The organism is Pseudomonadota bacterium (genome assembly GCA_018823285.1).
GTDB lineage: Bacteria > Desulfobacterota > Desulfobulbia > Desulfobulbales > JAGXFP01 > JAHJIQ01.
Map to the genome: position 1 here is coordinate 21,979 of JAHJIQ010000046.1, position 18,665 is coordinate 40,643.

Below are 18,665 nucleotides of genomic sequence, written 5' to 3' on the forward strand. Positions count from 1 at the left end.
AGGGAACGCATCTTGAGATTGATATTCGCATTTCGAATCCGTAGAATGTTTCCACGGTGTGATGATTCTCATTAAACAATAATCGTTCCTGTTTAGTCAACAACTTTATATGCGCATTCGATTGGTGAGTGAAGTGAATTCATATCCAACCAGCCCCGGCAGTCCGCTGCCATTTGGGACCAGTGAAAAGAAAGGGGGGGTTAATTTCTCCCTCTTTTCCCGGAACGCCGAAAGTGTCACCCTGCTCCTGTTCCGGAGTGGCTCCGGACCGGCAATTGCGGAATTTACACTTGATCCCGGCATCAACCGGACGGGAGATGTCTGGCACATTCTGGTCCAGGATCTCGACCCTGAAATCCGTTATGTCTACCGGGTGACCGGCCCCTGGGATCCGGAAGGCGAAGGGCATCGGTTTTCCGGGAAGAACCTGCTGCTTGATCCTTATGCCAGGGCCCTGACCGGAAGTTCCGTCTGGGGGCAAGCCTACAGGCGGAGCGGTGAAGAGGATTCCCGTCAGCTGAAAGGTTTCCGGCGCCGCTGCTGCCTGGTGAAAGATGATTTCGACTGGGAGGGGGAGCGGCCCCTGAATATTCCGCTGAAGGATTCGATCATCTACGAGATGCATGTGCGCGGTTTTACCTGCCACTCCTCCTCGGCAGCAAAATATCCGGGGACTTATCTCGGGGTGATTGAAAAAATCCCCTACCTGAAGAAACTGGGTGTCACGGCGGTTGAGCTTCTGCCCGTGACCGAATTCAACGAAAATGAAATCCTGGCCCATAACCCCAAGACCGGGGAAAAACTGAAAAACTTCTGGGGCTACAGCCCGATGGCCTTTTTCGCCCCGAAGGCCTCCTATGCCGTGAATGGTCGCAATGGTGGGCAGGTCAACGAATTCAAGACGATGGTCAAGGCGCTGCACCGGGCCGGGATCGAGGTGATTCTCGATATCGTCTTCAACCATTCCGGAGAAGGTGGCGGCGACGGGCCGGTCTTCAGTTTCCGGGGGCTGGACAATTCCATCTATTATATTCTTGATCCGGAGAGTCGGGAGTATATGAACTTTTCCGGCTGCGGCAATACTTTGAACTGTAACCACCCCCTGTTCCGGAGCCTGATCATGGACTGCCTGCATTACTGGGTCACCGAAATGCACGTGGACGGCTTCCGGTTTGATCTTGCCTCGGTGCTCGGCCGCAATTCACGGGGCGAGGTGATGGAAAACCCGCCGATGGTGGAGCAGATTGCCGAAGACCCGATCCTCGCCGATATCAAGATCATCGCCGAGGCCTGGGATGCGGCCGGACTTTATCAGGTGGGAAGTTTTTCCCGCCATCCGCGCTGGGCGGAATGGAACGGGCGCTATCGCGACGATGTCCGGTCCTTTGTGGCCGGTCACGAGAACACCGTTGCCGCACTCGCCACCCGGATCAGCGGTAGCGCCGATCTCTACCAGCTGGACCGGGCGCCGTTCAACAGCATCAACTTCATCACCAGCCATGACGGGTTTACCCTGTATGATCTGGTCAGTTACGAACAGAAGCATAACGAGATGAACGGCGAGGACAACCGTGACGGCACCAACGACAACCGGAGCTGGAACAGCGGGGCGGAGGGCGAGGTCGCAGACCGGAAGATAAACCGGTTGCGGCAGCGCCGGGTCCGGACCTTTGCTGTAATCCTTTTTCTTTCCCAGGGAACCCCGATGATGCTGGCCGGAGACGAGTTCGGGCGGACCCAGAGAGGCAACAACAATGCCTATTGCCAGGACAATGAAATCGGCTGGATCGACTGGGGGCAGGCAAAGAAAAACAAGGGGCTGCACCGGTTTTTCCGCCGGTTGATCGCACTGCGCAAGGCGCATCCGGTTTTCAGGCGGGCCGAGTTTTTTCCGGAAGGAGAAGTACCATTTCCCGAGATCCGCTGGCAGGCCACGAAACCTGGGAAAACCGACTGGTCCGGCGAATGCAGGGTTCTCTGTTTTTTCCTTGACGGCAGAGGGAGTCGGGAGAAAACAAGGGACAATGATTTTTTCGTGATGCTGCAAGGCGGCGGCAAACCGGAGCGCATCGTGGTGCCTCCGCCGCCCCGGGGGAGCCGCTGGCATCTCCTGATCAACACTGCGGCGGGATCGCCACGGGACATTGCGGAGGAGGATGAGGCGCCCCTTTTCACCGGACATGAATTCAAGCTGGAAGCGATGGCTGCGGCGGTCCTGATTGCGAAGAAGGAGTGATGCAGTTGCAATGAACCATTGGTGGTGATATGGGGGACAAAATGGGCAAATACCGGCACCTTCTCCTGGTCGGGGACTCAATGATCGAGTTTTTCGACTGGCAGGGGCGTTTTCCCGAACTGAAGGTTGATAATCTCGGTCGGGCCGGAGAATCGGTTGAGGAATTGCAGCTTCGGGCGGAAAACATTGTCCGGCGCTTTGCTCCTCCTGACCTGGTCCTGATTATGATCGGCACCAACAATGTGGCGATGGAAAATTTTGCCTTTCATGCCTCCTATGAAGGCATCCTGAGCACTTTCAAAAAGGCGTGGACTGACGCGGACCTGCTGGTCAACAGCCTGTTGCCGATGGAGCTTGGCTATCTGGCTCCTGATACGGTGGAACGGGTGAATGGGAGATTAAAGGAATTGGCCGAACGGAATGGCGCCGATTATCTGGATGTCTGGTCGGCGATGGCTGGCAAGGAAGGGCGGGCTCTGGCAGGGATGCTGGAGGACGAGGTCCATCTCACCCGCGAGGGCTACCGGATCTGGTCGGGGGCTCTGGAGAGTTATCTGAATCGGAAGTAGGCGTTATTTCCGTGGCATTGTCGGTCTCCTCGCCGATCTTCCAGTTTCTTCGGGTGAAGAGTTTTTGCAGGATAAAGGTCAGCCAGGCGGCCATCCAGATGACCGCGCCAAGACGCCAATCGAGAAATGGGACGCCAAGCAGTAGCAGCAGAAGGACAATGGCGCCGATCTTTCTCGTCATTTGTGATTTCCTCTCGATGGGATAATGGTTTTTTTTGCTTTTAAGTTGTCCGGTGCAGACTATTCTGAAAATCTGTCTTTGACAAGGAGCGCCAGGTCATTTAATATTGCCGACCCATTTAACAGTCGATATATCCGCACATTTTGCAGTTTTAAAAGAAGAACCGGGAAAGAATCATGAAAAAGAAAATTGCAGTTCTGGAAGGTGACGGTATCGGGCCGGAGATTACCGCTGAAGGGCTCAAGGTCCTTGCGGCCATTGAAAAAAAATATGATCATTCGTTTCAGATAAAACACGCGCCTTTCGGAGCGAACGCCTATTTCTCCCATGGCACCCCTTTTCCCGATGAGGCAAAACAGATCTGTGATGAGGCCGACGGGATCATCAAAGGCCCGGTGGGGTTGGCGGTGGAGAAGATGGCGACCATCCCCCAGGAGTTTCGACCGGAGATCGGGGCGATCCTGCCTTTGCGGAAAAGATACAACACCTTTCTGAATTTCCGGCCGGTTTTTCTGCCGAAAGCTCTGGCCCATTTTTCACCCATCCGGGAGGAGATCATCGGTGAGGGCATTGATATATTGATGATCCGGGAGCTGGTGGGCGGGATCTACTTTGGTGATAAAAAAGAGGGCTCGGCCACCGGTATGGAATATGCCAGTGACGACTGCATCTATACCAGGAAGCAGGTTGAAGATATTGCCCATGCCGCTTTTGTTGAGGCGCGCAAAAAAGGCTCTCCGCTCTTCAATGTCCATAAAGCCAATGTCCTTGCCACGTCACGTTTCTGGAACGATATCGTTGCCGAAGTCAGTGGTGAATACAAGGATGTCGAATTGCATTCGATCCTGGTTGATAATGCGGCCTTCCAGCTGGTCAAGAACCCCCGTCAGTTCAACGGGGTCATGCTCCTGGAAAACATGCAGGGGGACATCCTCACCGATCAGGCGGGCGGCATCCTCGGTTCTCTCGGGCTCATGCCCTCGGCCTGTATCGGGCCGGAAAAAGGGTATGTGGAACCGGCCCATGGCTCCGCTCCCGATATTGCCGGGCAGAACATCGCAAACCCCTATTCAATGATCGGCAGTGTCGCCTTTCTTTTGGACAAATGTTTCGGTTTGATTGAGGAGTCCGATGCGATCTGGAATGCGATGTTCCGCCTTTTCGCTGAAGGATATACCACCCCGGAACTGGCCGGGCGGAAGCCAGACGGCGACACCGTTCTGACCACGGGAGAATTCGGCGACAGGATTGTCGGGTATTTGAAATGAATGAAGAATTAAAAATGAAGAATGAAGAATTGTAGATGTGACGTTACAGAGGGGGTAAAATTCTTCACTCTTCACTCTTCACTCTTCACTCTTCACTCTTCACTCTTCACTCTTAATTGCCCTTTCCGGTCCAGTAACTCCCGGACGGTGTGGGCCAAATCGTGCTGCTCCAGGGGCTTGATCATGAAGGCGCTCGCACCGGCGGCTTTTGCGGCTTCCTCGTTGATCTGCTCACTGTAGCCGGTGCAGAGGATAACCGGAAGATCCGGTCTTACGGCAAGGAGTTCCCTGGTCAGCTGTTCCCCGGTCATCTTCGGCATGGTCTGGTCGGTGATCACCAGATCAAACTGATCGGGGTTGGCGCGGAAGGTTGCAAGGGCTTCCAGGCTGCCGCTTTCTACGGTCACTTCATAGCCGAGCCATTCCAGCATTCGGCAATGGATTCCGGCAACCGCGTCATCATCATCGACCACCAGGATATTTTCACTGCCCATCGGCAGCGGGTCGATTTCTTCCGGTTGTTTAATCTCGACCTCCTCAATCTTCGGGAAGAAAACCCTGATCCAGGCGCCTCCCCGGTCAGTATCGCTGACCACCTTGATCAGTCCATGGTGGCTTTTGACGATCCCGTGGACGATGGCAAGGCCCATCCCTGAACCCTTTGCGGCCGATTTGGTGGTGAAGTAGGGTTCGAAAATCCGGTCAATAATTTCCGGGGGAATACCTTCACCGTTGTCTTTTACCGAGACTTCAATATAGTCTCCAGGCTGCATGGTGATCTCATTTTCCAGATCCTTTTTTTCAAGCCTGGTTTTGTGCAGGGAAACCTCCAGGATCCCGCCTGTTTTCTCCATAGCATGTGCAGCATTGGTGCAGAGATTGATCAGGATCTGATGAATCTGGGACGGATCTCCCAGAATGCTCCCGCAGTATGGGTCAAGCTCCTGCTTTATCTCGATGGTGGTCGGGATTGAAGCGCGGATCAGCTTGATCGCCTCATTGATGATCGGGTGGAGGTTGAGCGGTTTCTTTTCCTGCTCCGCTTTGCGGCTGAAGGAAAGGATGTTCTTGACCAGGTCCCTGGCCCGGGATCCTGCGTTCAGGATCTCTTCAAGGTAGATCGGCATCTGGCTTCTTTCGGGGTGTTGTTCCCGGCGGGCCATTTCGGCGTAACCGATAATCGGAGTCAGCAGGTTGTTGAAATCGTGGGCGATGCCGCCGGCCAGGGTGCCGATCGCCTCCATCTTATGGGCCTGCCGCAGCTGCTCTTCAAGGCGTCTTTTTTCATTGGCTTCATTTCTGGTACGGGTCAGATCGTGGATGCAGACGTAGATGCTCAGCGGCTGCTCCTGATGGTCCCGGACGACTTTAACGGTCACTTCAATGGGCTTGCCTGCCGGGTTGTTCGGGTGATCGATTTCCATGGTGATGACCGCGTCTTCCAGTCTGTTCTGGGCGAGGCAGACCGGGCACGGTTCAGATTCGCCATCAGGGTGGATCAATTGTTCAATATGTCTGCCTGTGGCCTGATCCGGAGTACTCCGAATCATCTTGTAAAAAACATTGTTCCCCCGGAGAAGGCGGCGGTTGAGATCGAGAAAGTAGACCGCATCTCCGGATTCATTCATTGCCGAAGAGAGTTCCTGGAATGATTGTTCCAGGGTTTTGGTGACTTCCCGGCATTCTGCGATTCGGTATTTCAGTTCGCTGTTTTTCTCCTTGATCTTTTTTTCCTGTTTGAGGCCGAGGCTGTTGAAGAAGCTCAAAATCCCGAGACCCAGAACCAGAACGAGGGCATGAAAGAGCAGGAGGTGATTTTTCGAGGATTTTTCCGCGGCAAGGAAAGGTCCGGCGGGGATCGTCACACTGATCCCGCCGCGGATCTCGCCAAGCCGGTATCCTTGTTCCGCGTGGCATTTCAGGCACGCCTCTTTGACGGCCAGCGGGGCCATATACCTGTATTGGGATGAAGATTCGATAAATTCCAGAAACTCACGCTCTCCGGCCTCGAATCTCTTCAGGGTTGCCGTTTCCCAGGCATCAGCCCTGTTGTCAGGTCTGAGAGGGTTCAGACTGGTGATATGATACCTGATATTGTTTTCGGTTTCGGCGATTTCCGCAATCTGCCTGGTCATGAAGGCGGGGTTGATTTTGGTCAGTTCCAGCCCTGAGAGGGTGGTTACATCGCGGTCCGGATCCTTCAGGTAGGGGTTGGGTTGGGTCTTTTCGGTCACCGGCACATACACCCCGCCGTGTCTGGCATTCCAGAGCCGGGTGGTTTCGATCTCCTTGAAAAAGGACGAGCCGGTGCTTCTGGCGAGGATGAGTGTATTCCTGTCGATGGAATGGTTGTTCCATAGAAGTGAACAGAGAACCACTGCCGTCCAGAACAGCAGCAGAAAAGAGAAGTGAATCCTGTTCTTCAAAAAATGCCCCCGCTTGATTTCGCCGGAATTGTTTTACAGAGGGTTGCTCTTTTCCATGTTGCAATAGAGAGAGGGGAAAAGTCAAGCTGTGCAGGAGGTAAATGTTTGGCGAAGGGTGGTTCAACGTGTGTTCTGCTTCACACCGATGATTGTAAAAGCTTCAGTTGAGACGCTGGTTGAAGTACGTTCCACGCATCCATCCGGGGTTTTGACGACTCGATCGGTGTTGATTATTTGCCGAATCACAGCGCTTCGCAATCGGCATAGGTTACCGTCGCACTGAAGAGCAGAGCCCCGTCGCGGCCGGAATAATCCTGACTGTAGACGATCCCGGCTTTCATTCCATTGCGGGCCTTTTCATTGCCGCAATATTTTTCGGTCAGGTACCGGGTGATGTTCTTTTTGAAGACATCCTCCCGGGCGCGGTCTTCATCGGTCAGGTTGACCAGGGTGTTCTTGTAGGTGATCGTGCTCCCTTCGACGACCACTTCATCAAGCCGGGTCGAGTTGTCGACCATGAAGGGGGTTTTGCTGTTCAGGGAGCGGGCGCTCTCCAGAAGGCTCGCTGCGATTCCGGAGCCGGAATTGTCTGGAAACGGGATGTCGGGTGAACGGTATTCTTTTCCCGGCCGGAGAAAATAGAGCGCCGCAAAGGCAACAACAGCCATTGCGGTGAAGGCGGCAATCCTGACTCCGGTTTTGTTGCCGGGAGGTGTTCCCTGCTCTTTCGGCAACAGCTTTCCGCCGCACTGCGGGCAGTTGAAATCCGTTTTTTCAGCTTCCGCTCCGGATTGATCCTGCCCGCAACTTTTGCAATACAATGTGTTGTTCATTTTCGTCCCCGACTTTTCGTATCTGAAGAAGGGCCAATGGTGCATGTCAGCAGAGGTTTACCTGCAATGAGACCGGCTGTCAATCTTCGCTACGATTGGCGTGGCTCCTTCTCCAGCCGGCCTCGCGAAGCTTTGAATTGTTGAGGGCCTGGTGTTGTGGCTTTATAAGGAGATTTTTTTTGGGGGGGGTTGACTTGATGTGACATTTTGTCGCACACTTTATTACTGACTTTATACCAAGCTGTTTCAAAATATCATGGAGGATGTCGGGATGACGAAGACGATTGGCAAGGTGATGATGGCAGTTCTGCTGTTGGGAATATTCTGTGGTACCGCTACGGCTGCGGAGATGATGAAATGGACCGGGTGCGGCATCACCAAGATCGCCTTTATGGCCGAGGCCGCCGATGCCTATAAGAAAAAGACCGGGGTGGTGATCAGTCTTTCCGGAGGCGGCGCCACCAAGGGAATCAGGGCGGCTAATTCCGGCGAAGTCGACATGGGCGGCAACTGCCGGCCGAGCCTGCCCGGCAAATTCCCCGCCGAGGAAGGCGAGGTCTATCTGACCGTGGTGGCCTGGGACGCCCTGGTGCCCATCGTCCAGAAGGACAATCCGGTGGATTCCATCACCACTGAGAATTTGAAGAAAGTCCTGCAGGGAGAGATCACCAACTGGAAGGATCTCGGGGGGCCGGACCAGAAGATTCTCCTGGTGACCCGCACCGGGAAAACAAACGGGGTCGGCTATATGGCAAGAAAGATCATCTTCAACGATCCCGATGTCGATTTTGCCGCCGATGCTCTGGTCCTGAAGAGCACCGGCCCGGTTGAGAACAAGATCAAATCGGATGTCACAGCTTTCGGTTTGACTGGTTTCAGCAGCGCCAAAAAGAGGGTGGACAGCGGCGAGAGCATGAAAATTCTCGCAGTGGACGGCCACAAGGCGGACGCCGCAAGCATCGCCTCCGGTTCCTATTCGACCTTCCGCCCTCTTTTTATCTCCACCAAAGGGAAGCCGGCCGGGGAGGTCAAGGCGTTTCTCGACTGGCTCCTCTCCGACGAGGGGCAGGGGGTTGTCGAGGCAGCCGGCACCGCCTCGGTCAGGCAAAGCGTGGGGTTGAAGGCAAAGTTCAAACATTGGGAAACCACCGACCGGATCGTGAATTTCGACAGCCTCCCGTAATCGGGCGAACATGAACATGTGAGCCTCTCGCAAAATGTCCAGTATGCAAGAGGCTCATCTACCAGAGGATTGATCTTTATGGCTCAAACCAAGGGCATTGCCGCGAAGTTTCTTTCAATCATGTCGATTATCACGGTCGTGATGTTTATCGGTATGGCTGCGACCCTTATCTCTCTTGTCAGCAAGGCGATGGACCAGATGGTGGTCACCTTTGGCGAAGGGATGAACGGTGAGAAAGGGCGGCAGGAGACAACGTTAACTGAACAGGTCGGTGAGAAAGGCAAGGCGATTGCCGGCCTCCTTGCGGATACCGGCGCGGGGCTGATTGCCGAATATGATTTCGACGCCCTGAACCGGCTTTCCCGAAACGCCGAAAGTGACCAGGATATTGTGCATGTCTGCTTTTATGATACTGAAAAGAACCTTCTGACAGAAAATAAAGAAGTTCCGGAAAACCTGCAGACTATCGAGCAAGAAGTCACCCATGAAGGCAGGCTTGTGGGCTTTGTGATGGTCGGGATGAGTCTTGACCGGGTGAATAAGATTATCGGCTCACTTACCGAAAGGATCGGTGCCCTGAGAAGTGACGTGACGGGTGATGTGCGCGAGACAACAAGGTCTTTGTCCTTCTCGATCTTTGTCATGGCGCTGTTCGGGGTGGTCGGTCTCTGTCTGGTGATCTACTTCTGTCTGGCGCGATTTGTCATGGCCCCGGTCAAGAATGTGACCGCCGGATTGGCGAAGGGCGCCGGGCAGGTTGCCGATGCCAGCAACCAGCTGACCCGGGCCAGCCAGGGACTGGCGGAAGGAGCCGGAGAGCAGGCGGCGTCCCTTGAGGAGACCTCTTCCTCGCTTGAGGAGATGGCGGCCATGGCCCGTCAGAATGCCGATAACGCTGGTCAATGCAACACCCTGATGCAGGATGCCAACCGGGTCATTGCCCAGGCCAACGCTTCCATGGACCGGCAGACCGTATCCATGGCGGAAATCACCCGGGCCAGCGAAGACACCTCCAAGATCATCAAGACCATCGATGAGATCGCCTTTCAGACCAATCTCCTGGCGTTGAACGCCGCCGTTGAAGCAGCCCGGGCCGGTGAAGCGGGGGCAGGGTTTGCCGTGGTGGCCGATGAGGTGCGGAATCTGGCCATGCGGGCGGCGGAGGCGGCCCGCAATACCGCCGGCCTGATCGAGGGGACTGTTGCCAAGGTCAGGGTTGGCTCTGAATTGGTCGCGGCAACAAACGATGAGTTTCAGCAGGTGGCCGACAAGGCTTTGAAAGTGGGGACTCTGGTCGGAGAGATTGCCAGTGCCTCAAATGAGCAGACAACCGGCATTGAACAGATCAACAAGGCGGTAACGGAAATCGACCGGGTGGTCCAGCAGACCGCCGCCAATGCCGAGCAGGCGGCAAGTGTTTCCGAGGAGATGAAAGGCCAGGCCGCACGGATGACCGGTTACGTTGCGGATCTCAGCACTTTGGTCGGCGGTAAAGAGGGCGGTCTGCAAGGCGGGAAGAAAGTGGCTTATGACTCCGCCGAAGGTTCGGGGTATCACAACAGATCGACACGCGGTTCAAGGAAGATTCCGGCACTGGAAAACAGGAGCGATTCGGGAAGAACCCGGACAAAACCCGAGAAGCTGACCCCGTTTGCCGGAGATGATGAATTTGAGGATTTTTAGCGTTGCCTGATGAAGGTTGTATCCGCCGTCAGGCTGTCTGATGGGTGACAGCCTGACGGCTTTATTGATTGGAATCTGCTAGTATTTTGCCAGAATGTAGATGATATGGACCCCGATTCCGGAGATCCCTGCGCCAACGTATCGTAAGAAATCGGCCCCTTTTGCGGTTTTTCCTGAAAAAACCCCGATCAGCACCCCGGCAAGGTGGATGGCGGCGGTTCCGGCCAGAAAGCCGACAGCGTAAATGGCCGGGCTGACGATCTTCGGCATTTCGTTACCATGGGCATGCCCGTGAAAGATCGCGAAGACGCCGACGCAGACCATCGCCCAGAGCGGAACCAGCTTTTTTTCCATGGCCAGGGCAAACCCCAGAATCAGCACCGAGAGGGCGATCCCGTATTCAACTCCCGGCAGCGGGATCGCCTTGATCCCGATGAAGGCGCCGACAGCCATCACACAGACAAAGGTCGCGGGCACGGTCCAGATTGCCCGGCCGCCCATCTGGGCGCTCAGGATGCCGACGGAAAGCATGGCCAGAAAATGGTCGAAGCCCAAAACCGGATGGGTCAGGCCGGAGAGGAACCCGCCCTCGCCGCTCAGAATATGGGCCTGGGCAAGGGTTGGAAAAAGGCAGACAGCAAGAGTAACACCGATCAATTTACGCATATCGTTCTCCCGGGGTTGTGCTACAATATTTAAAAAAGTAGCACAAAAAATACCCGACGGGTCAGAGGGTGTCAATAATTTCGTCAGGGTGGAAAGACAATGAAAAATGTAAAATGAAGAATGAAAAATGGTGGATGGGATGCTACCAGGGGGGTAAAATTCTCTTCACTCTTCACTCTTCACTCTTCACTCTTCACTCTTCACTCTTCACTCTTCACTCTTCACTCTTCACTAGAGCTGATCCATCAGCCGCCCTTTTTCCACCAACTCTTCGATTTCACCGATATTGCGTGCGCAGGAGTCGGTAAGGGTTGTGATCTTTTTGGATACGGGGTCATCTGGGCCAAGACTTTTTTCCGACTTGTGCAGGATTTCCAGTCCCTGCTTGAGGAATTGCTTCAGGTCTTGAAGCAGAAGGGTTCTTTCACGCTGTTTTGCCTGTTCGGCGGAGATGACCGGCATCAGCCTGCGGATGGAAACTTCAACCAGGACATCCCGTGGCATTTTGTGGGCGACGGCAATCTGCTCCAGCGAGTCCAGCGAATTTCTGCTGAGAACAAAGGTTTTCTGCCGCCTCTCATTTACCCCCGTTTCATAATCCCTTGCCTCATTGGCAACCTGATCCAGCACGCTCCGGTTTTCAACCAGCTGGTCAAAGAGCGATTTCTGTTTCAGGCCCAACTGGGTGGCGGCAATACTCAAAAGATCGATGGCCTGGCTGGGCAGCCGGAACGTTGCCCGTACAGACTGTTTCCCCTTCAATGTATCGGCGGTCAGATCCAGTTCGGTTTTGATAGAAGCCTGTGTTTTTCTGTTGCGGTTGTTCATCGTTTTCACCCCCGGGAAAAAGTATTCCGGATTCATTACTTTGTCAACCTATTGTAAAAAAAGTAATAAAAAAGAAAATGTAAAAAAAATAATGATGGCGATGTTGACAAAGCGCTATTGGTAATTAGATTTTTCGCCGGAAGGAACGAGGTGTCGGTTCCTGCAAAGGATCAAAACCAGGGATGCCTTATGATCTCCTGGTGTGAGAACAAATGACAGGAGGAGGTAGAACAATGTTGACGAGATGGAGAGATGTTGACCGGATGCTTGGCGCAATGGGTTTGCTGCAGAACAGAATGGACCGGGTTTTTTCTGAGTACGGTCTGCCGTACGGGTATCGATGGGGCCGGGAGGCAGGAGTTGATATTCTGCCGAGAACCAATCTGTATGATACCGGTGAGGGGTTTGAGATTCTCGCTGAAGTTCCCGGCTTTGCGAAGGAGGACCTCAATGTGAAGATCCAGGGGAATTATCTGGAGATCAGCGGCAACCGGAAATCCGATGCGCCGGAGGGCTATTCAACCCACCGGACAGAGAGGGGAACCGCGAGTTTTTCCCGGAGCTTCACCCTTCCTGCCGATGTCGAGGGCGGCAAGGTCAATGCGTCACTCAAAGACGGTATTCTGAAACTGTCGCTGCCCAAGGCGGAAGCAGCAAAACCCAGGCAGATTGCGATCAAATAAAGAGTGAAAAAAAAATCGTTCAATTTTTCCGGAAATGGAGGATTGTCATGAGTGAGAAAAAGGATATTGCAAAAAGAGAAGAGACCAGGCCTGAAACCACAAGGCCGATCGACACAGTCAGCCCGGCTGTGGATATCTATGAAAATAAGAACGAGATTCTTCTTCATGCCGATATGCCGGGGGTGGCAAAGGAAGACATCGATGTGAATATCGATAACGGAAAGCTCACTCTGGTAGGTTTGCGGAAGATGGCCACCACCGGCGTCGGTCAATGGGAGGAATTCGGAGAGGTTCAGTATGCACGGACCTTCTCGGTGCCGCAGACCATTGATGTCGGCAAGGTAAAAGCGGAACTCAAAGAAGGCGTATTGCGGCTGCACCTGCCGAAATCGGAAGCGGCAAAGCCGAGACAGATCGAGATCAAGGCCGCCTGAGGGCGTCGGTCTTGAAGGTCTGGGGCAGCGGGAGAAAATCCCGCTGCCCCATTTTTTTGTTTCCTTGATAATTGTAATAAATTGTTTACATAATATTGATTTTTACGTATTTATGTTAATTATGAATAACATTATCACGGACACAGAGCACTTGTTAAAACAACTCGGGGAGCGTTTAAAGGAAGCGCGCCTTTCCAGAAATGAAAGCCAGGAGTTGTTCGCCCAGAGGCTCGGAATTACCAGGCAATCTTACAGCAAAATGGAGAAGGGTTCTCCTCAGACACCGATCGGAAACTGGCTCATGGCGAGCAACCTGCTTGACAGGATTACAGGGTGGGAGAATGTTCTCGCTGAACCAACGGACTTGTTTGCGCAATTGGAGATAATTAAGCAAAAAAGAAAGCGGGCCGGTGGAAAGCGCAAAGGTAAAAAATGATAATAAAACTCAATATCTGGTTGTCGTCGCCAAGTGGGGAAATCCTGAAGGTTGGAGAACTGGCGGTTAAAGACCCCGATCCCAGAGGGGCGCTACACGGACAGTTCCGTTACGCGCCGGAATATCTGGAAGCTCCGGAAGCATTTTCGCTCGATCCTCGGCACCTCCCGCTGACTACTGCATCATTTGCTGCAGATCGGCCACATTCCGGGGTCCATGGTGTTTTTGAAGACAGCCTCCCGGATGACTGGGGGCGAAGCATTATGATTCGCCGCTATAAGCTTGGGCGAAGTGAACAAAGAGTGCCGCATCTCTTAAGATTGTTGGGGGGGCAAGGACTTGGGGCCTTGATTTATGGGGAGGATGAGCCCTTGCCTTCACCGGCTAAGGTTTTCTGCCGTCATCTGGAAGAACTTGCTGTCATGGCAGAGCAGTATGAAAATGACCCGGGCCTTATCGCCGATGATGCATTATCCATGTTGTTCCAGGCGGGCAGTTCCCCGGGTGGGGCCCGGCCCAAAGCGCTGGTTGCGGACGGAAACGATGACTATCTGGCAAAATTCACCAGCACCAAGGACAGACTGGATGTTGTAAGCCTTGAAGCCGCAGTGATGAAATTGGCCCGCCTGGCTGGAGTAGAAACAGCCGAGACCAGAGTGTTATCCTTTGGCTCCCGCAAGTGTCTGCTGGTTAAACGGTTTGATATCAATGCCGCCGGAGGCCGGAATCACCTGATCAGCATGCAGTCTCTCCTGAAAGCCGATGGATATTACTATGCCGGCTACAGGGACCTGGCGGCGGCGATCAGATATGTTTCCACAATCCCGCATCGGGATCTGTATATGCTCTACCGGCAGATGATATTTAATACGATGGTAGGCAACACTGATGACCATCTGAAAAACTTCTGCATGTTGCATGACCAGGAGGGTTGGAGGCTGAGTCCGGCATTTGATCTGGTCCCGAACATTGGCCGGAACCAGGAGCATGCGTTAAGCATAGGGCCCGACTGCAGACCGCCGGATCTTGAAACCCTGCTGGCTGAAGCGAAACACTTCGGAATAAAACGGAGGCAGCAAGCCTTGGAAGTAGCCACTGCAGTTCATGATGCCGTATCCGGGTGGGAGGCGGTTTTCAAAGAGTACGGAGTGCCTGGAAAAGACGCAGAAGTAATAGGAACAGACATCAGAAACCGCCTGGAGAAAACAGGCCCGGCAAAACGAGGAGCAAGGATGACTTCCAAATAAAACAGAAAGAAGCTTTAACGGAATGCGCCCTGTTGTGTGATAAGAATTCATCCGGGGCAGCGGGAGAAGATCCCGCTGCCCCATTTTTTTTGTTTTCTGCCGGTTACTTGAGAAAAGAACAGCAGTAGTCGGTCAGTTCTTTTATTTTCAGGCCGAATTTGGCATTGGCCGGGACGTCGAAGGATTCACCACCGGAAATTTTCCGCCAGCCGTCAGCTCCGGGCAGCAGCACTTCGAGCTTGCCTGCCATAATCTCCATATTTTCTTTGGCATCGGTATTGAATTCATACTCGCCGGGCAGCATCACCCCGAGGGTTTTTTTTGACCCGTCGGCGAAAACCACCGTTCGGCTGGTCACCTTGCCGTCAAAGTAAACATTGGCCTTTTTCATTACTGTTACGTTGTTGAATTCAGACATTATTGTTCTCCCTGATCTGGTTTTTTAAGTTTTTTTCGTCATTCCATGCCTGACCCGGTTTCCGGGTTTCGGGTCAAGCACGGAATGACAGAAAAATATCACGATGAAGTGTGGGAATCGGCTAAAAATATAATTTTGCGTTCATTCCGGTACAGCGATTGTGATACTATTTTTTTGCCGCTAAATAAACTCTTCTTTGAGGTTGTTTGTGAATTCAATCAGGTCAAGGCTTCTCGCCGGTATGGCCCTGGTCACCATACCCTTGCTGGTTCTGGGAATAGGCTCTTTCATTTATCTGCTGAAAGCATTGCACGGGCTTGATGAGGTGATGGAGGAGGCTTTTGATGAGGCGATCCCGATCATGCGCCTGGAAAGCTTTATGGCCAGGTCAGCCATGCCGGCCAACGACTATCTGGTCCATGGCGGTGTTCAGGAAAGGGAGGAGTTCACCCTGGTTGAACAGCGGACCGTCAAAGCGTTCTCCGAGATTATGGGGAATGAATTTGACCTGAGTAATGAATACAAACTGCTCCAGGAGGCCAGAAACGACTGGCAGCGGGGAAGGGAACTCAGCAGAAGGATCCTTGCCCTGGAGAAGCCGCATGAAACCGGAGCAGCAAAAAAAGAGATGGAAGAGATGGATGCGGCTTACGACAAGGCTCTGGCAACGGTTGACAGCCTGATCCTGGAGATGATCAGAGAGGCTGTTGATCATGCTGAGGGGGCCCATAAGACCCTGGAGAAAATGATCCGGCTGATCGTCATTACATTTTCTGTCGGAATTATTCTGATTCTGTTTGTCGGGGTCACGATTTCCCGTTCCATCCTGCAGCCATTAAAATCCCTGCAACGCGGAGTGCGCAGCTTCGGAGAGGGTGAACTCGGGGTCAGGGTCGAGGTCCAGAGGGATGATGAAATCGGTGAGCTGGCCACGGTATTCAACCGGATGGCGGAACAGATCAGGGATTTTGCCACCCGGGACGGGCTGACCGGCATTCTCGACCGGCGGGAGTTCAACAAAAGAATTGTCGAGGAGATCTTGAGGGCCAGAAGGTACAAACATCCCCTGGGCTTTCTGATGATCGATATCGATCATTTCAAAATGGTCAACGATCAATACGGGCACCTGGCAGGTGATGCAGTCCTGATCGGGGTGGCCCGAAGGGTGGTTGCTGCGCTCCGGCCCGGGGACAAGACCGCCAGATACGGTGGTGAGGAGATCGTGGTCATTCTGCCGGAAACAGCAATGGACGGGGCCATGGCTGCTGCCGAACGGATACGCCGGGCGGTTGGTGAAGAGAGTTTCAGGATTGATGACGCCACAGAGATTAGGGTTACGGTGAGCGTTGGGGTCGCGGTCTTTCCACAGAACGCTCTGGACGAGACCAATCTGGTCAACGAGGCCGATGGTGCACTCTACAGAGCCAAAGAGGGCGGTCGAAATCGGGTGGCCGTTTCAGGGGCGAAGCCTGAAACGACAATTAAAAATTAAAAATGTAGAATTAAAAATTGTGGAAGGATGGGAAGGACAATTAATAGTTAAAAGTGAAGAGTGAATAATTGTGGAAGAATAGGTTGCATGGAGGGTGCAAGGTTTTTCATTTTTAATAATTCAGATTTGATCAGACCCTAAAAATGATTGAGTTTTAATCTGAACTGACAGTTGAGATGTACGGTAAACATCAATAGTTTGGCCAAGCTTATGATGAGGTTATGATATCTTCAGTTTGTTACGTACAGTCAAGAGGTATGTTGACTGTATCGCCTAGATAATGCAATAACGCAAGCCTGACCCGCCTCATGACCCGCCTCACGCCTCATGACCCGCCTCACTTTTCTTTGACCACATTTCTGTGAACCGCACTTGGTGGACCAGTACAGGAAAACAATGAAGTAGCCCCCGAACCTCCCTATATCGATACCCTTCTGACTCCGATTGTCTTCATTGACACTGAAAACAATTTGGCGTATTCTTCTTGTATGAGCGAAACAAACTGGCGGTCAAAATGGTCGAAAGAGCAGGTCAAGGCGATGCTCCTGGAACAGCTCCAGGCTTTCTGGGATCGGGATACCGGCATCAAACGGGCACAGTTGGCACGCGTTGAGCAGGCCGCAGAAGTACCCCACGCGGTGGTGATCTCCGGCCTGCGCAGGGTCGGCAAGTCGACCTTGCTGGCCCAGATGGCGCACCGGCTTGGCGAGGGCAGTTTTTATTACGTGAATTTCGAGGACGACCGTTTTCTCGGTTTCCGGCCTGACGATGCAACCCATCTTTATTCAACTCTGGTCGAGTTGTTCGGAGAGCGGAAGACCTTTGTCATCGATGAAATCCAAAATATTGAGGGATGGGAAGCCTTTGTCCGGCGGTTCATGGACCTTGGCTATAAATTCTTCATTACCGGCTCCAACGCCTCACTGCTCAGCCGGGAACTAGGCACCCGCCTGACCGGCCGTTATGTCCCGGTTGAACTCTTCCCCTTTTCCTTCGACGAGTACCTGCGCTTTAAAAATGAGACGGCCTTTGATCTCGCCCGGCTGACGACAACGGACTCCGCCCTGCTGCAGAAGGAACTCCTTTCCTATCTCCAATTCGGCGGCATTCCCGACAGTCTCAAGTATCCGGAGCTTCCCCTGCTCCGCACCCTGTATGACGATATTCTCTACCGGGATGTGGTGACCCGGCACCGCGTCGACTCGGTCCCGGTGATCAAGGAACTCGGCTCTTTCCTGCTGAGCAACCCGGCCGCCTTGATCTCCTTCAACAAACTCAAAGAACAGTTCAAGGTGGGCAGTGTCAACACCATCAAGAATTACATCGGCTTTCTGGAAAATAGTTGGCTGTTTTTTACGGTCAACGTCTATGCCCATTCCGTCAAGCGTCAGCAGATAGCGCCCAAGAAGGTCTACTGCATCGACACCGGCATGGGAAACTCGCTGGGCTTTTCATTTTCGCCCAATACCGGCCGCTGGCTCGAAAACGCGATCTTTCTCGCCTTGCGCCGTCGAACGTCCGAAATCCACTACTGCATGACACCGGGCGGCTACGAGGTCGATTTTTTCCTGCCGACAACCGGCCAACTGATTCAGGTCTGCCACGATTACACAAACGAAGCGGCGCGAAAGAGAGAAATCCGCGCACTGGAGGATGTCTTCCAGGCGATACGGCCGTCCGAGGCCCTGATTCTGACCGATATGAACGATACGCCTTTCACGCTGCGCGGGGTGCCGGTGCAGGTCCGCAAAGCGGCCGAATGGCTCCTTGACGACTAACGGGGTGACGCAATTTCGGGGCCTGACGCCGATTGGCAAACCAGCCTCTAATTTTCCCGCAGTAACACTATGAAATAACCCTACTTTATTCAGACATGAGCCAAAACGAGACCCCTTTTCTGAATGCTTCCAAATACCCATTTGTCAAGCCTGACCCCGTTCTCTGATGGTGATCCGGTCGCCGACCGACAGTTCGGAGAGTGTGGCGCCCGGATAATCCGGAAACCGATTCGGATAGAACCCGCTGGTTCTGGCGCTGGTGCGGCTGAAGATATGATAGCCGTCCGTCTCTATGTCGTCGTAG

At 53.4% G+C, this 18,665-nt stretch carries 17 protein-coding genes; 11 read left to right on the forward strand and 6 right to left on the reverse strand.

Translation table 11 applies throughout. The features are described from left to right. The first annotated feature begins 109 nt into the window (after positions 1-109). Together glgX and KKG35_11055 are read left to right on the forward strand one after the other, a co-directional pair. Positions 110-2,236: a glycogen debranching protein GlgX gene (gene glgX / locus KKG35_11050; protein ID MBU1738663.1), complete on the forward strand. Its 2,127-nt coding sequence runs from the start codon at positions 110-112 to the stop codon at positions 2,234-2,236. Positions 2,237-2,265: 29 nt separating this feature from the next. After that, positions 2,266-2,805, forward strand: coding sequence for a GDSL family lipase (locus tag KKG35_11055; protein ID MBU1738664.1), 540 nt, complete (start codon positions 2,266-2,268; stop codon positions 2,803-2,805). Here KKG35_11055 and KKG35_11060 read toward each other — a convergent pair. Continuing rightward, positions 2,744-2,986, reverse strand: a complete 243-nt coding sequence (locus KKG35_11060; protein MBU1738665.1) for a hypothetical protein — start codon at positions 2,984-2,986, stop codon at positions 2,744-2,746. The two genes, KKG35_11055 and KKG35_11060, sit on opposite strands and share 62 nt — an antisense overlap. Before the next feature lie 176 nt (positions 2,987-3,162). On the opposite strand from KKG35_11060, the gene KKG35_11065 reads away from it, so the two are divergent. Next, positions 3,163-4,254, forward strand: coding sequence for a 3-isopropylmalate dehydrogenase (locus KKG35_11065; GenBank protein MBU1738666.1), 1,092 nt, complete (start codon positions 3,163-3,165; stop codon positions 4,252-4,254). Positions 4,255-4,346: 92 nt separating this feature from the next. On the opposite strand, the gene KKG35_11070 is transcribed toward KKG35_11065, so the two are convergent. Both KKG35_11070 and KKG35_11075 read right to left on the reverse strand, forming a co-directional pair. Continuing rightward, positions 4,347-6,680, reverse strand: coding sequence for a DUF3365 domain-containing protein (locus tag KKG35_11070; GenBank protein ID MBU1738667.1), 2,334 nt, complete (start codon positions 6,678-6,680; stop codon positions 4,347-4,349). 242 nt (positions 6,681-6,922) lie between these two features. Next, the gene (locus tag KKG35_11075; protein ID MBU1738668.1) at positions 6,923-7,513 is read right to left on the reverse strand and encodes a hypothetical protein; all 591 of its coding nucleotides are present in this window, start codon (positions 7,511-7,513) and stop codon (positions 6,923-6,925) included. A 271-nt stretch (positions 7,514-7,784) separates the two neighbouring features. Between KKG35_11075 and KKG35_11080 the strand changes: the two genes are divergently transcribed. After that, positions 7,785-8,696: an extracellular solute-binding protein gene (locus KKG35_11080; GenBank protein ID MBU1738669.1), complete on the forward strand. Its 912-nt coding sequence runs from the start codon at positions 7,785-7,787 to the stop codon at positions 8,694-8,696. A 78-nt stretch (positions 8,697-8,774) separates the two neighbouring features. After that, complete coding sequence (locus KKG35_11085) at positions 8,775-10,379, forward strand: hypothetical protein (protein ID MBU1738670.1); 1,605 nt, start codon at positions 8,775-8,777, stop codon at positions 10,377-10,379. 78 nt (positions 10,380-10,457) lie between these two features. Here KKG35_11085 and KKG35_11090 read toward each other — a convergent pair whose 3' ends face one another. Next, complete coding sequence (locus tag KKG35_11090; protein ID MBU1738671.1) at positions 10,458-11,045, reverse strand: HupE/UreJ family protein; 588 nt, start codon at positions 11,043-11,045, stop codon at positions 10,458-10,460. Positions 11,046-11,276: 231 nt separating this feature from the next. Beyond that, entirely contained in the window at positions 11,277-11,873 is a 597-nt protein-coding gene (locus tag KKG35_11095; GenBank protein ID MBU1738672.1) for a hypothetical protein, read from the reverse strand. 233 nt (positions 11,874-12,106) lie between these two features. Here KKG35_11095 and KKG35_11100 point away from each other — a divergent pair, with 233 nt between their 5' ends. The 4 genes from KKG35_11100 to KKG35_11115 all read left to right on the forward strand — a co-directional run bounded on the left by KKG35_11100 (position 12,107) and on the right by KKG35_11115 (position 14,673). Next, positions 12,107-12,556 carry an Hsp20/alpha crystallin family protein gene (locus KKG35_11100; protein MBU1738673.1) on the forward strand — a complete coding sequence of 150 codons (450 nt, stop codon included), beginning with the start codon at positions 12,107-12,109 and terminating at the stop codon, positions 12,554-12,556. Between the two features lie 47 nt (positions 12,557-12,603). Then, on the forward strand, positions 12,604-12,990 hold the full coding sequence (locus KKG35_11105; protein ID MBU1738674.1) for an Hsp20/alpha crystallin family protein: 387 nt from the start codon (positions 12,604-12,606) through the stop codon (positions 12,988-12,990). A gap of 121 nt (positions 12,991-13,111) precedes the next feature. Further along, positions 13,112-13,426, forward strand: a complete 315-nt coding sequence (locus KKG35_11110) for a helix-turn-helix domain-containing protein (GenBank protein ID MBU1738675.1) — start codon at positions 13,112-13,114, stop codon at positions 13,424-13,426. Continuing rightward, on the forward strand, positions 13,423-14,673 hold the full coding sequence (locus KKG35_11115) for a type II toxin-antitoxin system HipA family toxin (GenBank protein MBU1738676.1): 1,251 nt from the start codon (positions 13,423-13,425) through the stop codon (positions 14,671-14,673). Before KKG35_11110 ends, KKG35_11115 begins: the two co-directional genes overlap by 4 nt. Positions 14,674-14,776: 103 nt before the next feature. Here the strand turns inward: KKG35_11115 and KKG35_11120 are convergent, their stop codons facing one another. After that, complete coding sequence (locus KKG35_11120) at positions 14,777-15,091, reverse strand: pyrimidine/purine nucleoside phosphorylase (protein ID MBU1738677.1); 315 nt, start codon at positions 15,089-15,091, stop codon at positions 14,777-14,779. A 208-nt stretch (positions 15,092-15,299) separates the two neighbouring features. Here KKG35_11120 and KKG35_11125 point away from each other — a divergent pair, with 208 nt between their 5' ends. After that, positions 15,300-16,583: a diguanylate cyclase gene (locus KKG35_11125; GenBank protein MBU1738678.1), complete on the forward strand. Its 1,284-nt coding sequence runs from the start codon at positions 15,300-15,302 to the stop codon at positions 16,581-16,583. A gap of 488 nt (positions 16,584-17,071) precedes the next feature. Next, a complete protein-coding gene (locus KKG35_11130; protein ID MBU1738679.1) occupies positions 17,072-18,361 on the forward strand; it encodes an ATP-binding protein in 1,290 nt (429 codons plus the stop codon). Positions 18,362-18,665: the final 304 nt, after the last annotated feature.

Bases quoted from the DNA above. Each gene is read 5' to 3' on its own strand.
- glgX (MBU1738663.1), top strand. From the start codon at position 110: ATGCGCATTCGATTGGTGAGTGAAGTGAATTCATATCCAACCAGCCCC.
- KKG35_11055 (MBU1738664.1), top strand. From the start codon at position 2,266: ATGGGGGACAAAATGGGCAAATACCGGCACCTTCTCCTGGTCGGGGAC.
- KKG35_11060 (MBU1738665.1), bottom strand. From the start codon at position 2,986: ATGACGAGAAAGATCGGCGCCATTGTCCTTCTGCTGCTACTGCTTGGC.
- KKG35_11065 (MBU1738666.1), top strand. From the start codon at position 3,163: ATGAAAAAGAAAATTGCAGTTCTGGAAGGTGACGGTATCGGGCCGGAG.
- KKG35_11075 (MBU1738668.1), bottom strand. From the start codon at position 7,513: ATGAACAACACATTGTATTGCAAAAGTTGCGGGCAGGATCAATCCGGA.
- KKG35_11080 (MBU1738669.1), top strand. From the start codon at position 7,785: ATGACGAAGACGATTGGCAAGGTGATGATGGCAGTTCTGCTGTTGGGA.
- KKG35_11085 (MBU1738670.1), top strand. From the start codon at position 8,775: ATGGCTCAAACCAAGGGCATTGCCGCGAAGTTTCTTTCAATCATGTCG.
- KKG35_11090 (MBU1738671.1), bottom strand. From the start codon at position 11,045: ATGCGTAAATTGATCGGTGTTACTCTTGCTGTCTGCCTTTTTCCAACC.
- KKG35_11095 (MBU1738672.1), bottom strand. From the start codon at position 11,873: ATGAACAACCGCAACAGAAAAACACAGGCTTCTATCAAAACCGAACTG.
- KKG35_11100 (MBU1738673.1), top strand. From the start codon at position 12,107: ATGTTGACGAGATGGAGAGATGTTGACCGGATGCTTGGCGCAATGGGT.
- KKG35_11105 (MBU1738674.1), top strand. From the start codon at position 12,604: ATGAGTGAGAAAAAGGATATTGCAAAAAGAGAAGAGACCAGGCCTGAA.
- KKG35_11110 (MBU1738675.1), top strand. From the start codon at position 13,112: ATGAATAACATTATCACGGACACAGAGCACTTGTTAAAACAACTCGGG.
- KKG35_11115 (MBU1738676.1), top strand. From the start codon at position 13,423: ATGATAATAAAACTCAATATCTGGTTGTCGTCGCCAAGTGGGGAAATC.
- KKG35_11120 (MBU1738677.1), bottom strand. From the start codon at position 15,091: ATGTCTGAATTCAACAACGTAACAGTAATGAAAAAGGCCAATGTTTAC.
- KKG35_11130 (MBU1738679.1), top strand. From the start codon at position 17,072: ATGAGCGAAACAAACTGGCGGTCAAAATGGTCGAAAGAGCAGGTCAAG.